14 protein-coding genes are annotated in these 14,209 nt (G+C 61.8%); 11 read left to right on the forward strand and 3 right to left on the reverse strand.

What is annotated here, in order from left to right; translation table 11 throughout:
- The first annotated feature begins 158 nt into the window (after window positions 1-158).
- The 6 genes from EP237_RS12310 (at window position 159) to infB (ending at window position 6,589) form a co-directional block, all read left to right on the forward strand.
- Window positions 159-626 carry an I78 family peptidase inhibitor gene (locus tag EP237_RS12310; protein WP_164744695.1) on the forward strand — a complete coding sequence of 156 codons (468 nt, stop codon included), beginning with the start codon at window positions 159-161 and terminating at the stop codon, window positions 624-626.
- Window positions 627-644: 18 nt separating this feature from the next.
- The gene (locus tag EP237_RS12315; RefSeq protein ID WP_127561204.1) at window positions 645-1,100 is read left to right on the forward strand and encodes a hypothetical protein; all 456 of its coding nucleotides are present in this window, start codon (window positions 645-647) and stop codon (window positions 1,098-1,100) included.
- A gap of 120 nt (window positions 1,101-1,220) precedes the next feature.
- Complete coding sequence (gene rimP / locus EP237_RS12320) at window positions 1,221-1,811, forward strand: ribosome maturation factor RimP (protein ID WP_127561205.1); 591 nt, start codon at window positions 1,221-1,223, stop codon at window positions 1,809-1,811.
- Between the two features lie 3 nt (window positions 1,812-1,814).
- Window positions 1,815-3,440, forward strand: coding sequence for a transcription termination factor NusA (gene nusA / locus EP237_RS12325; RefSeq protein WP_127561206.1), 1,626 nt, complete (start codon window positions 1,815-1,817; stop codon window positions 3,438-3,440).
- Between the two features lie 24 nt (window positions 3,441-3,464).
- Complete coding sequence (locus EP237_RS12330; RefSeq protein ID WP_127561207.1) at window positions 3,465-4,094, forward strand: RNA-binding protein; 630 nt, start codon at window positions 3,465-3,467, stop codon at window positions 4,092-4,094.
- Window positions 4,091-6,589, forward strand: a complete 2,499-nt coding sequence (infB, locus tag EP237_RS12335; protein ID WP_127561208.1) for a translation initiation factor IF-2 — start codon at window positions 4,091-4,093, stop codon at window positions 6,587-6,589. The genes EP237_RS12330 and infB overlap by 4 nt, the downstream gene beginning before the upstream one ends.
- 70 nt (window positions 6,590-6,659) lie before the next feature.
- On the opposite strand, the gene EP237_RS12340 is transcribed toward infB, so the two are convergent.
- Entirely contained in the window at window positions 6,660-7,124 is a 465-nt protein-coding gene (locus EP237_RS12340; RefSeq protein WP_127561209.1) for a c-type cytochrome, read from the reverse strand.
- A 173-nt stretch (window positions 7,125-7,297) separates the two neighbouring features.
- Between EP237_RS12340 and hslV the strand changes: the two genes are divergently transcribed.
- The 5 genes from hslV to EP237_RS12365 are packed head-to-tail and all read left to right on the forward strand — an operon-like array spanning window position 7,298 to window position 12,598.
- Complete coding sequence (hslV, locus tag EP237_RS12345; RefSeq protein WP_127561210.1) at window positions 7,298-7,855, forward strand: ATP-dependent protease subunit HslV; 558 nt, start codon at window positions 7,298-7,300, stop codon at window positions 7,853-7,855.
- Window positions 7,852-8,937, forward strand: a complete 1,086-nt coding sequence (locus EP237_RS12350; RefSeq protein ID WP_127561211.1) for a hypothetical protein — start codon at window positions 7,852-7,854, stop codon at window positions 8,935-8,937. The genes hslV and EP237_RS12350 overlap by 4 nt, the downstream gene beginning before the upstream one ends.
- Window positions 8,934-10,250, forward strand: a complete 1,317-nt coding sequence (gene hslU, locus EP237_RS12355) for an ATP-dependent protease ATPase subunit HslU (protein WP_127561212.1) — start codon at window positions 8,934-8,936, stop codon at window positions 10,248-10,250. Before EP237_RS12350 ends, hslU begins: the two co-directional genes overlap by 4 nt.
- Before the next feature lie 33 nt (window positions 10,251-10,283).
- Window positions 10,284-11,375, forward strand: a complete 1,092-nt coding sequence (locus EP237_RS12360) for an alpha/beta hydrolase (protein WP_127561213.1) — start codon at window positions 10,284-10,286, stop codon at window positions 11,373-11,375.
- Entirely contained in the window at window positions 11,372-12,598 is a 1,227-nt protein-coding gene (locus tag EP237_RS12365) for an MFS transporter (protein WP_127561214.1), read from the forward strand. Before EP237_RS12360 ends, EP237_RS12365 begins: the two co-directional genes overlap by 4 nt.
- Here the strand turns inward: EP237_RS12365 and EP237_RS12370 are convergent.
- Window positions 12,581-13,021 carry a Smr/MutS family protein gene (locus tag EP237_RS12370; protein ID WP_338068176.1) on the reverse strand — a complete coding sequence of 147 codons (441 nt, stop codon included), beginning with the start codon at window positions 13,019-13,021 and terminating at the stop codon, window positions 12,581-12,583. The two genes, EP237_RS12365 and EP237_RS12370, sit on opposite strands and share 18 nt — an antisense overlap.
- Before the next feature lie 166 nt (window positions 13,022-13,187).
- The gene (gene mltA, locus EP237_RS12375; RefSeq protein WP_240661618.1) at window positions 13,188-14,153 is read right to left on the reverse strand and encodes a murein transglycosylase A; all 966 of its coding nucleotides are present in this window, start codon (window positions 14,151-14,153) and stop codon (window positions 13,188-13,190) included.
- Between the last annotated feature and the right edge of the window lie 56 nt (window positions 14,154-14,209).

Raw genomic sequence — 14,209 nt, forward strand, 5'->3', positions numbered from 1 at the left:
ACGCAACCGCCGCTCTCGTGCGCATGTCTCTGTCCTTCTGTTCGATTGTCTGGCCCAAGCCTGAGACAAAAGCCGCAGGGTTTCAATGGCGTTGATACGGGGGGTTGTGCCGAATCTATATATGTGTATATATGACACTAATTAGAGGAGACGCCATAATGAAACGCATTTTTCTTGCCACTGCCCTGACCCTGATGACCGGCAGCGCCACATTGGCTAACGGCATCACCCAACCCCACTGCAACGCGGGCAGCATCTGCCGCAGCGCTGTAGAGGTGAACGCCGTCACTGCCGGGGTCGTGATTGCGAATGGCTCCGCCGGAATCGGGTCGACCTGGGGCACTGGAGGCACATTGCAAGTCGGACGCCCCATTGCCGAACCGGACATGGGATGCGGTAACTGCAACCACGACACGTTCCAGATTGTCGTTGTTGAAAACAACTGCTCACTTTCGCCGGTCGACCGCTTCGTGGGCCATCATATCTCCCTCGTGGACAACCATTCCGGTCTGCGGATGCGGGTCTTTACCCCCGACCACATGATCGGGACGATGGATTACTGGCCGGACCGGTTCAACTTTTTCACCGACTCGGATGGCATGATTGCACGTGTCACGTGCGGATAAAGGCAAGGGAAATCCACCATGAAACGCCCACTTCTTATCGCCACCCTGACCCTGATGGCTGGCAGCGCCGCGCAGGCGCAAGGCATGACCCAACCGCAGTGCAATGAGGGCAGCCACTGCCAGGCGGTCATGGCAGACACAGCACATCCGAACCCGATCGTGCAGAGCGCCCAGGATGCCGGACCAACCTGGGAATTGGACCCTGTCGGCCCAATTCCGGGCTCGGTCGCCATGTGTACCTCCACCGTAGGCTGTGACCCTGTCATCCGCACCCCGGTGATTGTCGAAAACAATTGCGCCTTGTCGGAGGTGGAAAGCCTCATCGGCCATCCGATCGAGATCGCTGAAGAGTATCATCTGTCGCCTCGCGTCTTTTCCGCCGAGAACATGGCCGGGACAACGGATTACTGGCCCTGGCGGTTCAACGTTTTCGTGGACGCGGATGGTATGATTACGCAAGCCTTCTGCGGATGACTTGCGCCCGCCGCTGATTCGTCCTATATCCCCCTCAACAGCGGCGCGTCGGGCTCAACACCCGACGTTCCACCGGGAAATATCAACGGGCCGCGCGCCCGTTTTTTTGTGTTTGGACCCATGTCAGACCTGATTGCCAAAACCGCTATGGATCGCCGCCTGGCCGATATCCTGACCCCCCTGATCGAAGGGATGGGGTTCGAACTGGTGCGCATCCGCCTGATGAGCGGCAAGACCATGACGTTGCAGATCATGGCCGAACGTCCCGATGGCGGGATCGAGGTCGATCAATGCGCCGAAATCTCGACCGCGGTCAGCGCGTTGCTGGATGTGGAAGACCCGATCGAGGACAACTATACGCTGGAAGTGTCCAGCCCCGGTATCGACCGGCCGTTGACCCGGCTGAAGGATTTCGACACCTGGCAGGGCTATGAAGCCAAGCTTGAAACCGAGGAACTGATCGACGGCCGCCGCCGCTTCAAGGGCGAGCTTGCCGGCATCGACGGTGACGAGGTTCTGATCAACCTGGTGGATGAACAGGGCGAGCCTGTCACCATCGGGCTTGAGTTTGACTGGCTGACCGACGCCAAGCTGGTCCTGACCGATGATCTGATCACCGAGATGCTGCGCCAGCGAAAGGCGGCGGGCACCATCGACGAGACCCAATTCGACGAGATTGAAACTGAAGAGCCTGGAAAGGCGGAGGACTGACCCATGGCAATCACCAGTGCAAACCAGCTGGAGCTTCTGCAAACCGCCGAGGCCGTTGCCCGCGAGAAGATGATCGACCCCGGTCTGGTGGTCGAAGCGATGGAAGAATCGCTCGCCCGCGCCGCCAAGTCGCGCTACGGGTCCGAGCTGGATATCCGTGTGCACATCGACCGCCGGACCGGCAAGGCCACATTCACCCGCGTCCGCACCGTGGTCGACGAGGTTGAAAACCACTTCACCGAACTGACCGTCCGCGACGCCCGCGCCTTCAAGGAAGACGCAGAAATCGGCGATGAGATCATCGACGAGGTTCCCCCGGTCGAGATGGGCCGGATCGCCGCGCAAAGCGCCAAGCAGGTCATCCTGCAAAAGGTGCGTGAAGCGGAGCGGGATCGCCAGTACGAAGAATTCAAGGACCGCAAGGGCACGATCATCAACGGTCAGGTCAAGCGCGAGGAATATGGCAACGTCATCGTCGATATCGGCCGTGGCGAAGCGGTTCTGCGCCGGAATGAAAAGATCGGCCGCGAGAGCTATCGCCCGAATGACCGGATCCGCGTCTTCATCAAGGATGTGCGCCGCGAACCCCGTGGCCCGCAGATCTTCCTGTCGCGCACCGCGCCGGAATTCATGGCCGAGCTGTTCAAGATGGAAGTGCCGGAAATCTATGATGGCATCATCGAGATCAAGGCCGTCGCCCGTGACCCCGGTTCGCGTGCCAAGATCGCCGTCATTTCCTATGACAATTCGATCGACCCCGTCGGTGCCTGCGTCGGTATGCGCGGCAGCCGGGTTCAAGCCGTCGTGAACGAACTTCAGGGCGAAAAGATCGACATCATCCCGTGGAATGACGATCAGCCGACCTTCCTTGTGAACGCGCTGCAACCTGCGGAAGTGTCCAAGGTTGTTCTGGACGAAGACGCCGGCAAGATCGAAGTCGTGGTTCCCGATGATCAGCTGTCGCTGGCCATTGGCCGCCGTGGTCAGAACGTGCGTCTGGCCTCTCAGCTGACGGGGCTCGACATCGACATTCTGACCGAAGAAGAGGAAAGCGCCCGCCGTCAGGCCGAATTCGCCGAACGGACGCAGGTCTTCATGGACAGCCTCGATCTGGACGAATTCTTCGCTCAACTTCTGGTGTCCGAAGGCTTCACCTCGCTGGAAGAAGTCGCCTATGTGGAACTGGATGAACTTCTGGTCATCGAGGGCGTCGACGAAGACACCGCGAACGAGCTGCAGGCCCGTGCCCGCGACTATCTGGAAGAGCAGAACCGCAAGGCGCTGGAACAGGCCCGTGAACTGGGTGTGGAACAGAGCCTTGTTGATTTCGAAGGTCTGACCCCCCAGATGCTGGTGGCCCTTGGCGAAGACGATGTGAAAACGCTGGAAGATTTCGCAACCTGCGCCGACTGGGAACTGGCTGGCGGCTGGACCACGGTGGATGGTCAGCGCGTCAAGGATGACGGTCTGCTTGAAAAATTCGATGTGAGCCTCGAGGAAGCTCAGAACATGGTGATGACCGCCCGCCTGCAACTGGGCTGGGTCACCATCGAAGAACTGGAAGCGCAAGCCGCTGCCGAAGCAGAAGCGGCGCAAGCCGACGCAACCGAAGAGGAGTCCGAGGCCTGATCTCGGGTCTCGGGAGCGCAGCCCATGACACGGGGCGGTCGAACCAAATCGCGCGATGATGCCGAAAGGCGCTGCATCGCCACCGGAGAAACCCAGCCGAAGGCCGGGTTGATCCGCTTTGTCGTGGGTCCGGATAATGTAATCTTCCCGGACGTTGCGGAACGATTGCCCGGTCGGGGCATCTGGGTATCGGCCGATCCGGCTGCCCTGGCGCTGGCCGTCAAGAAGAACCTGTTCGCCCGTGGGGCAAAGCAGCAGGTGACGGTTCCCGCCGATCTGGCGGAACAGGTCGAAACCCTGCTGGCGCGCCGCGTGGTCGAGCTGATCTCGCTGGCGCGAAAGTCCGGCAAAGCTGTGGCCGGGTTTGAAAAAGTAAAAGGCTGGCTGGCCGATGGCCATGCCCGCGTTCTGTTCCAGGCCTCTGACGGCTCGGAACGGGGAAAATCGAAACTCTGGACGCCCGAAGGGGGCCGATTTTTCGGCTGTTTGACGGCAGATGAATTGGGTTTGGCATTCGGGCGCCAACATGTGATACATGGCGCGCTTGCGGCTGGCGGACTCGAACGTCGTGTAGTAGAGGAAGCCTCGAAGCTGCGAGGCCTGCGCGGCACATACGGCGAATTTGTCGCCGGGAAGGATACGAAAGACGTATGAGCGATCAAGACGGTAAAAAACCCCTCGGACTTTCTGGCGGCGCCCGGTCGGGCCGCGTGAACCAGAGCTTTTCGCGTGGGCGGACAAAGAGTGTGGTGGTGGAAACCAAGCGCAAGCGCGTTGTGGTGCCCAAGCCCGGCTCGTCTTCGTCCGGGCAGTCCGATGCGCCGCGTCGGCCTTCTGGTGTTTCCGACTCCGAGATGGAACGCCGGTTGAAAGCCTTGCAGGCCGCAAAGGCCCGCGAGTCGGAAGAAGCCGAACGCCGCGAACGTGAAGAGCGCGAGCGCGAGGAAGAACGCGAACGCCGCCGCGCCGAAATCGAGGCCAAGGAACGCGAAGAACGCGAGCGCGAAGAAGCGCTGAAAGCAAAGGCCGAAGAAGACGAGCGCCGCAAGCGCGAAGAAGAGGAACGCCGCACCGCTGAACGTGCTGCACCCGCTGCTTCGCCGGCCGCGGATGCACCCGCCGGCGCCAAGGAAGACCGCACCGCGCGGCCCGTACCGACCAAGACCGGTGCACCGACCCCGGCCAAGCGGGACAACAAGGACCGCGACGATAAAGGCGGACGCGGAAAAGGTGGCGAACGCGATGGTCGCCGGTCCGGCAAGCTGACCGTGAACCAGGCGCTGACCGGTGGCGAAGGCGGGCGGCAACGCTCGATGGCCGCCATGAAGCGCAAGCAGGAACGCGCGCGGCAGAAGGCCATGGGCGGCCAGCATGAACGCGAAAAGATCGTTCGTGACGTGCAGGTCCCCGAAGCGATCATGGTGTCCGAGCTGGCGAACCGTATGGCCGAACGCGTGGCTGACGTGGTCAAGGAGCTCATGAAGATGGGCATGATGGTCACGCAGAACCAGTCGATCGACCAGGACACCGCGGAACTGATCGTCGAGGAATTCGGCCACCGCATGGTGCGCGTATCCGATTCCGACGTCGAAGACGTGATCGACACGGTCGAGGACAATCCTGAAGACCTGAAGCCCCGTGCACCCGTCATCACCATCATGGGCCATGTCGACCACGGCAAGACCTCGCTTCTGGATGCGATCCGCAACGCCAAGGTCGTCGCCGGTGAAGCGGGTGGGATCACCCAGCATATCGGTGCCTACCAGGTGACGACCGATAACGGACAGTTGCTGACCTTCCTCGATACACCCGGCCACGCCGCGTTTACCTCGATGCGGGCACGTGGCGCGCAGGTGACCGATATCGTGGTTCTGGTTGTGGCCGCTGACGATGCGGTCATGCCGCAGACAGTCGAGGCGATCAATCACGCCAAGGCCGCCGGTGTTCCGATGATCGTGGCGATCAACAAGATCGACCGTCCGGCCGCCGATCCCATGAAGGTGCGTACCGGCCTGCTGCAACACGAAGTGGTCGTGGAACAGATGTCGGGCGACGTGCAGGATGTAGAAGTGTCCGCGCACACCGGCCAGGGGCTTGATGAACTGCTTGACGCCATCGCGCTGCAAGCGGAAATCCTCGAGCTTAAGGCCAACCCTGACCGGGCTGCTTCCGGTGCTGTCATCGAAGCGCAACTCGATGTGGGCCGCGGCCCCGTTGCCACCGTTCTGGTGCAGAACGGCACGCTCAAGCAGGGTGATATCTTCGTTGTGGGTGAGCAGTGGGGTAAAGTCCGCGCGCTGATCAACGACAAGGGTGACCGCGTGAAAGAGGCCGGGCCTTCGGTTCCGGTCGAGGTTCTGGGTCTCAATGGCACGCCCGAAGCAGGTGATGTTCTGAACGTGGTCGATACCGAAGCGCAAGCGCGTGAGATCGCCGACTACCGTGAACAGGCCGCCAAGGACCGTCGCGCCGCTGCCGGTGCTGCGACCACGCTCGATCAGCTGATGGCAAAGGCCAAGGCGGATCAGAACGTCGCCGAACTGCCGGTTCTGGTAAAAGCCGACGTGCAGGGTTCTGCCGAGGCAATTGCTCAGGCACTGGAGAAGGTGGGCAACGAGGAAGTGCGCGTGCGCATCCTGCATTCGGGCGTCGGCGCCATCACCGAGTCGGATATCGGCCTTGCCGAAGCGTCCGGTGCACCGGTCATCGGCTTCAACGTCCGGGCCAATGCGCCCGCTCGGAACGCCGCGAACCAGAAGGGCGTCGAGATCCGCTATTATTCGGTGATCTACGATCTTGTGGACGACGTGAAGAAGGCGGCCTCTGGCCTCCTGTCTGCGGAAGTCCGCGAGAACTTCATCGGGTATGCCGAGATCAAGGATACGTTCCGCGTGTCCGGCGTCGGCACCGTCGCTGGCTGTCTGGTCACCGAGGGCATCGCCCGCCGGTCCGCCGGTGTCCGCCTGCTGCGCGACAACGTGGTGGTCCACGAAGGCACGCTGAAAACGCTCAAGCGCTTCAAGGACGAGGTCAAAGAGGTCCAGTCCGGCCAGGAATGCGGCATGGCCTTCGAGAACTACGACGACATCCGCAAGGGCGATGTCATCGAGATCTTCGAGCGGGAAGAAGTCGAGCGCTCGCTGGACTGATCTTCACTGATCCCAAAAAGAAAGGGCGGTCCAATTGGGCCGCCCTTTTCAGTTCATTGAAGAAGGTTGGTTATTCCGACGCTTCCTCGTCCATCATCGCGCCCCACTGCGCGAGGAAGGCATAGATGTTGATCGCGCCTTCTTCGTCGACGCGCTGCGGGGTCATGGTGGACCGGCCACGCTCGCCCGTTGCTTCAGTCAGGAAGGCCGTGGCGTTCGGAATATAAGCAGCGAAGTTCGCTTCATCCCAGGTGATCTCGGCCGCATGGGCCGCTTCCATCAGCGAGGAGTAGCGGAAGCCTTCAACGCTGCCAGCAGTACCACCAACGACACCGTAGAGGTTGGGGCCGGTGCGGCCATTGCGGCCCGCCAGCACGTTATCGTCTGCGTCGCGTACGACGTGGCAGGAGATGCAGTTACGGTTGAACAGTTCTTCACCGGCCTCGGCGTCCCCGGATGGGCCAGCGCCGTGGCTGTCAGCGAAGGCCATGGGCGCGGAAAGAAGCGCGGCGGCGAGTGTCAATTTGCGGATCATGGAATAGCTCCTCTATCTTGGCTGGCGGCACTATAGCGACTGTAGAACCGGAATGGTGCCGAACGAATTGTCACGGTCAAACAATTAGCAAACCCGCACGGAATGACCAGAGGGTGCGAGGTCTTGTCGCCACCGGCCGTGGGGGTCATATACGAATGAAGCAAGGAGACGACATGAGCAAATCCGACTTTCCCGGCTGGCACGGCACCACGATCATCGGCATTCGCAAGGGCGGCGAGGTTGTCGTCGCGGGTGACGGGCAGGTCAGTCTCGGCCAGACCGTCATCAAGGGCAGCGCCCGCAAGGTCCGCCGCCTGAAGCCGGGCGGGCACGAGGTTGTGGCCGGATTCGCCGGGTCCACCGCCGATGCCTTTACCCTGCTGGAACGGCTGGAAGCCAAGCTGGAGGCGACCCCTGGCCAGTTGCAGCGCGCCAGTGTGGAACTCGCCAAGGACTGGCGCACCGACAAATACCTGCAAAAGCTGGAGGCGATGCTGATCGTCACCGATGGCAAGGATCTGTTCGTCATCACCGGTGCGGGTGACGTGCTGGAACCCGAACACGGGATCGCAGCGATTGGGTCGGGCGGCAACTACGCCCTGGCCGCCGCCCGCGCGATGATCGACAGCGACATGGACGCCGAGGATATCGCGCGCCGCGCCATGGCCATCGCCGCCGATATCTGCGTCTACACCAATGGCAACCTGACGGTGGAACGGATCGGCGCATGACCGGCGTCAACCGCGACGATATCCGCGCCGCCGTCGGCGCGGGCATGATATCCGAGGCTCAGGCGGCATCGCTTGTGGCGCTGTCCGACGCCCGGCGCGGGGTGCGGGAACGCATGACCGGACTTGATGAGCCGTTCGAGCTGTTCAAGGGCTTCAACGAGATCTTCATCGTCGTGGGCCTGAGCATCTTTTTCGCAGGCTGGCTCGGGCTGACCGGGCTCAGCCTGTTCGAGATCACATCCATCGGCTATATCGCCACGATGGTCTATGCGGCTCTGGCCGCAGGGGCGGTCATTCTGCTGGCCCGCTATTTCACCCTTAAGCGCAGGATGGTTGCCCCCTCCATCGCGCTGGCGATCTTCTTTGGCATCTCGACGGCGCAGTTCGGCATGGGCCTCAGCTGGATGTTTCGGGGGGACCTGCCAATGACCCTGACGCTCGGCGCCGGTCTGTCGACCGTGCTGCTGTGCGTCTATTACGCGGTGTTCCGTGTGCCCTTTGCCATGGCTCTGATTGCGCTTGGCGTCTTCGCCACCTGCTTTGGCATCATCGCGATCGGTGGCACCCTGCCCGAAGATCCGCGCGACCTGTTTCTTCTGTCAGCCGAAGGCCCTTTCGCCGTCCTGACCATCGTGCTTGGGCTTGTCGGGCTTGCCGTGGCCCTGCGCTTTGACATGAGCGACCCGCATCGCGTGACGCGCCGGTCGTCCAGCGGCTTCTGGCTGCACGTCATTGCCGCCCCGGCCATCGTCAACACCGTATCCTTGACGCTCTTTGATATCGGCACCGTCACCGCACAGCTGATGGTGCTGGTGTTCGTTCTGGCCATGGCGATCTTTGCCATCGCCATCGACCGCCGGTCCTTTCTGGTGTCCGGTGTCGGCTATATCGTGGCGCTGGCCTTTACGGTGATGGAGGGCGCGGCCTTCCTGTCCATCTTCATGCTTGGCCTCGTGCTGATCGTCCTCGGCGCGCAGTGGGAAAACATCCGCCGCGCCATCATGAACACGCTGCCGGGTTTCCCCGGCAAAACCCGCCTTCCCCCCTGGGACATTCTGACCCCTGAGGAGCCAATAACATGACCGACCTCACCCCCCGCGAAATCGTGTCCGAGCTGGATCGTTTCATCATCGGCCAGAAGGACGCCAAGCGTGCTGTCGCCGTGGCCCTGCGCAACCGGTGGCGGCGCAAGCAGTTGGGCGACGACCTGCGCGATGAAGTCTACCCCAAGAACATCCTGATGATCGGGCCCACCGGTGTCGGCAAGACCGAGATCAGCCGCCGCTTGGCGAAGCTCGCCCGCGCGCCTTTCATCAAGGTCGAGGCCACGAAATTCACCGAGGTGGGATATGTGGGACGCGATGTGGAACAGATCATCCGCGATCTGGTGGATTCGGCGCAGATCATGGTGCGCGAACACATGAGAGAAGAGGTCAAGGCCAATGCCCATGAGGCCGCCGAGGAACGGGTGATCGAGGCCCTGGCCGGCACCGATGCCCGCGAACAGACGCGCGAGATGTTCCGTCGCAAGCTGCGCTCGGGTGAACTGGACGACAAGATGATCGAACTGGAGGTCGCTGACACCTCCAGTCCCATGGGCGGCATGTTTGAAATTCCCGGCCAGCCCGGTATGGGCGCCATGGGCGGCGGCATGAACCTGGGCGATATCTTCGGCAAGGCGTTTGGCGGACGCACCGTGAAACGGCGAATGACCGTTGCAGCAAGCTATGAGGTGCTGATCGACGAAGAGGCCGACAATCTGCTGGATACCGAGGCCGTCACGCGCGAAGCCGTGCGTGCGGTGGAACAGAACGGTATCGTCTTCATCGACGAGATCGACAAGGTATCGGCCCGGTCGGACGCGCGCGGCGCGGATGTCAGCCGCGAGGGCGTGCAGCGCGACCTGCTGCCCTTGATCGAGGGCACGACTGTCAGCACCAAGCATGGGCCGGTCAAGACCGACCACATCCTGTTCATCGCCTCCGGCGCGTTCCACATCGCCAAACCGTCCGACCTGTTGCCGGAATTGCAAGGCCGCCTGCCCATTCGGGTGGAGCTGCGGCCGCTGACCGAGGAGGATTTCGTGCGCATCCTGACGGAAACGGACAACGCGCTGACCTTGCAATATACCGCGCTGATGGCAACCGAAGAAGTAACGGTCAGCTTTACCGAAGACGGGATCAAGGCGCTTGCGGGCATCGCGGCCGAGGTGAACACCAGCGTCGAGAATATCGGCGCGCGGCGGCTTTATACGGTGATGGAACGGGTGTTCGAGGAACTGAGCTTTACGGCACCCGATCGGTCTGGGGAGGCCGTTGTCGTGGATGCCGCATTCGTGGAAAAGAATCTGGGCGAGCTGATGCGCTCTGCCGATCTGGGGCGCTACGTGCTATAGGGCGGCGAACGCCTTATCACCCGGTCCAATCTCGTGACTCGTCTTGTCCTGACCGCGCTTCTGTTTCTGACAGCCGCCTGCGGAACACCGCCGAATATCGCCATGGTCACCCGCACCGTCCCGGATGCAGGGATGCGGACCGTATTCGTGGCTACCAACCGGGCCTTCGAGGATCAGCACTTCACGGCGGGCCGCGAAAGCGGGGTGGAATATGCGCGGTTCGATGTCTCTATTCCGCCGAATCGTGACCTTGGCGAGGTGACATGGCCACAAGGCCCGGTGCCTGACCCCACAACCGATTTCGTCGTGACGGATGCCGGCAGCTATCCCGGCCCCACGGCTTTCCGTGCCGATATTCGCGCGGCGCTGACTGCGCTGCCGCCCGAGGATCGGGAGGTTGTGGTGTTCGTCCATGGCTACAACAACAACTTCGCCTCCGGGCTGTTCCGTATTGCCCAGATGGCCCATGACTATGACGCGCCCGGCTTGACCGCGCATTTCGCCTGGCCAAGCGCGGGCAATCCCTTCGGCTACGTGTTCGACCGGGAAAGCGCGGCGTTTTCACGGGATGCTCTGGAACAGTTCCTGCGCGACCTTCATGCCGCCGGGGCGCGGCGCATCCTTTTGGTGGGACACTCGCTTGGCGGTTACATCACCATGGAAACCCTGCGCCAGATCCGCATTTCGGGCGATGACGCGGTCTTGCAGTCCCTGTCCGGCATTGTGCTGATCTCACCCGATATCGACATAGAAGTGTTCCAGAGCCAGGCCCGCGCCGTGGACCCGCTGCCGCAGCCCTTCGTTGTCTTTACCTCGGCCAATGACCGCGCCTTGCGCCTGTCTGCCAGCATCACCGGGCGTCAGAACCGGCTTGGCAATCTGGGCACGGCAGAGGATGTGGCCGAGTTCGATATTCTGCTGGTCGATATCTCTGCCTTCCGGTCCGGCGTTGGGGACTGGACCAACCATTCCACGCTGGTCACGTCGCCTTCGCTGATCCAGATGTTTCAGGGCCTACCCGAGATTGGCACAGGCAGCGGGGATATCCCGGTTGATCTGGTCTCCGGCACGGTTCTGACGGTCAGAAACGCCACGCAGATCCTGTTGTCTCCGGTGGGGCAATGACCGCCGCGCTGTCCTTCCTGCGCGACAATGCGGCGTTTTTGTTGGCTGGGGCCTTGCTGAGTTTCACCTCCAGTTTCGGGCAAACCTTCTTCATCTCGATCTTCGCGGGTGAGATCATGACCACCTTTTCCCTGTCGGACGGGGATTGGGGGCTGATCTATTCGCTTGGCACTACAGCTTCGGCCATTGTGATGGTCTGGTCAGGGATATTGACCGACCGGCTGCGGGTGCGGGTGCTTGGCGCCATCGTTTTCGCCGGACTTGCCTTTGCCTGTCTGTTCATGGCGTTCAATCCCTATGCGGCGCTTCTGCCGCTCTCCATTTTCCTGCTGCGGTTTACCGGGCAGGGGATGACGAGCCATATTGCGATGGTGGCCATGGCGCGATGGTTCGTGGCGACGCGGGGCAAGGCGCTGGCAATCGCCGCATCCGGCTATGCCGTGGGCGAGGCGATCTTGCCGGTTCTGTTCGTGGCCGCCATGACCCTGATCGACTGGCATTACCTTTGGATGGTTGCTGCCCTGTTCATCTTGCTGATGTTGCCGGTGATGCAGCGGCTGCTCCGCCAGGAACGCACCCCGCAATCCCTCGCTGAAGGCGACACTGCGCTTGGCATGGATGGGCGGCACTGGACCCGAAAGGAAATGCTGCGGCATCCGTTGTTCTGGTTCGTGCTACCCTCGATCCTTGGGCCCTCGGCCTTTGTCACCGCGCTGTTTTTCCAGCAGGTGCATCTGGCCGAGGTCAAGGGCTGGAGCCATGTGGGCTTCGTCGCGCTGTTCCCGGTCTATACCATCGTGTCGACCCTGTTCATGCTGCTTGCAGGATGGGCAATCGACAGATTCGGCACACGGAAGTTGATGCCCTTTTACCAGATCCCGATTGCGATCAGCTTCGTGGTGATGGCGAGTGCGGATTCGCTATGGTGGGCGGCCTTTGCCTTTGCCTTGATGGCGATGACAACGGGGGCGAATTCAACCCTGCCCTCCGCCTTCTGGGCGGAATTCTACGGCACGCGCCATATCGGCGGGATCAAGTCCATCGCCACGGCCGCGATGGTCCTGGGCTCTGCCATCGGCCCGGCAATTTCAGGCGTATTGATCGACCGCGGGATCACCTTCCCCGAACAGATGCTTGGGATTACAATCTGGTTCTTGCTGGCCTCGGCCCTGATCTGGTTCGGGGTGACAACCGCCGCCCGAAACTTAACGCGCCCGGCGTAGATAGACGTAGTAGGCACCCGTCCCACCGTGGCGGATATGCGCCTCTCTCACATCCAGAACGACGCGGCCAAGCGGCGGCATGTGCAGCCAGTTTGGCACCTGATGCTTCAGTACCCCACGCCGGATCGGGATGGGGCCGGGATCGTCGCGGTCCTTGCCCTTGCCGGTGATCACCAGAACCAGCCTGAGACCGTCCTCATGCGCCCCCAGGATGAACCGCGTCAGAACCGGGTGCGCCTGTGCCAGGGTCATCCCGTGCAGGTCGATCCGCGCTTCGGGCTTAAGCTTGCCGCGCAGCATCTTCTTGTGGGTGCCGTGGTCCATTTGCACCGGTGCATGGGCCAGCCGTTCGGACACTGAGGGCGCGAGCTGACTGCCGGGCAAATTGGTTGTTGCGGTTTCGCCGATACGAAAATCGCCCACCTCAAAACTTGGTTTGTGCTTGGGTTTTGGCTGGTGCTTCTGATCGGATGGGGCGAGATGATCTGGCTTTGGCTTTTCCGGGCGCGCGGCAGCCACGGTCCGCGCGACCGCAGTCCATAGCTTGCGGTCTTCCGCGCTGAGGGTTTTGGGCCTTCTTCGCGACATCTCAGGCGTCCGGAACCATCAGGTTGGCCAGTTCGATCGGCATCAGCACGATCATCCGGCCGGGATCGCGGATACGGCCCGCCTCCAACCCGGCCTCATCACCGAAGCCATAGAACACATCCGCCCGTTGCGCGCCTTGGATGGCAGATCCCGTGTCTTGAGCGATCATCAACCGGCGCAGCGGGCTTTCGCCATCCTTTTCGATCCAGACCGGAGCGCCGAGCGGCGTAAACCGGGGATCGACCGCAATCGAGCGCATCGGGGTAATGGATCGGTTCATGGCACCAAGCGGCCCATCATCCGCGTTTCGCGTGCGGATCACCCGGAAAAACACGTAGGACGGGTTGTGATAGAGCAGTTCTCGCCCCGCTGTGGGGTTGCGCCGGACCCAGGACCCGATCACCTGCGCGGAGACCTGATGCGGCTGATAAATGCCGCGGCTGATCAATTCCTGCCCGATGGAGCGGTATTCGTGCCCGTTCCGCCCGGCGTAGCCCACGCGGATCACGCGGCCATCGGGCAGGCGAATGCGGCCAGATCCTTGAATTTGTAGAAAGAACAGCTCGACCGCATCATCGACCCAGGCAATTTCCAGCCCCTGACCCTCCAGCAGACCGTCCTGTTCAATCTCACGGCGGGTGTGCCAGGGTTCCACAACATCGGGGGGCATCCGGTAGACCGGAAAGCGATAGCGGGACGTGCGGGTCAGGGACCCATGCAGTTCGGGCTCAAAATACCCGGTGAACAGCGCCGGTTCATCGCCACCGATCAGAACCGGGCGAAAGAACAGTTCGAAAAACGTGCGGGCATTGGGGTGTTGCTGCGCTACGGCGCAAAGGCGCAGCCATTCTCCGTCGTCCATATCAGGGCAGGTGTTCAGAAAGACCTCAAGCGCGGCCTGATGGTCATCCTCCGCCCATCCGTCGAGATCGCTAAAACTGAGTAGCTGTGCGTTGTGCTGTGCCATTACCGGGGCACAAAACAGGGTCGCGGCGGACAAGACCAGAGAAAAAAGCCCGCCGC

It is taken from the genome of Nioella ostreopsis (assembly GCF_004000255.1).
In the GTDB taxonomy this organism is placed as follows: Bacteria; Pseudomonadota; Alphaproteobacteria; order Rhodobacterales; family Rhodobacteraceae; genus Nioella; species Nioella ostreopsis.

Excerpts from the sequence above, each read along its gene's own strand:
- EP237_RS12310 (WP_164744695.1), top strand. The coding sequence starts at position 159 with ATGAAACGCATTTTTCTTGCCACTGCCCTGACCCTGATGACCGGCAGC.
- EP237_RS12315 (WP_127561204.1), top strand. The coding sequence starts at position 645 with ATGAAACGCCCACTTCTTATCGCCACCCTGACCCTGATGGCTGGCAGC.
- rimP (WP_127561205.1), top strand. The coding sequence starts at position 1,221 with ATGTCAGACCTGATTGCCAAAACCGCTATGGATCGCCGCCTGGCCGAT.
- nusA (WP_127561206.1), top strand. The coding sequence starts at position 1,815 with ATGGCAATCACCAGTGCAAACCAGCTGGAGCTTCTGCAAACCGCCGAG.
- EP237_RS12330 (WP_127561207.1), top strand. The coding sequence starts at position 3,465 with ATGACACGGGGCGGTCGAACCAAATCGCGCGATGATGCCGAAAGGCGC.
- infB (WP_127561208.1), top strand. The coding sequence starts at position 4,091 with ATGAGCGATCAAGACGGTAAAAAACCCCTCGGACTTTCTGGCGGCGCC.
- EP237_RS12340 (WP_127561209.1), bottom strand. The coding sequence starts at position 7,124 with ATGATCCGCAAATTGACACTCGCCGCCGCGCTTCTTTCCGCGCCCATG.
- hslV (WP_127561210.1), top strand. The coding sequence starts at position 7,298 with ATGAGCAAATCCGACTTTCCCGGCTGGCACGGCACCACGATCATCGGC.
- EP237_RS12350 (WP_127561211.1), top strand. The coding sequence starts at position 7,852 with ATGACCGGCGTCAACCGCGACGATATCCGCGCCGCCGTCGGCGCGGGC.
- hslU (WP_127561212.1), top strand. The coding sequence starts at position 8,934 with ATGACCGACCTCACCCCCCGCGAAATCGTGTCCGAGCTGGATCGTTTC.
- EP237_RS12365 (WP_127561214.1), top strand. The coding sequence starts at position 11,372 with ATGACCGCCGCGCTGTCCTTCCTGCGCGACAATGCGGCGTTTTTGTTG.
- mltA (WP_240661618.1), bottom strand. The coding sequence starts at position 14,153 with ATGGCACAGCACAACGCACAGCTACTCAGTTTTAGCGATCTCGACGGA.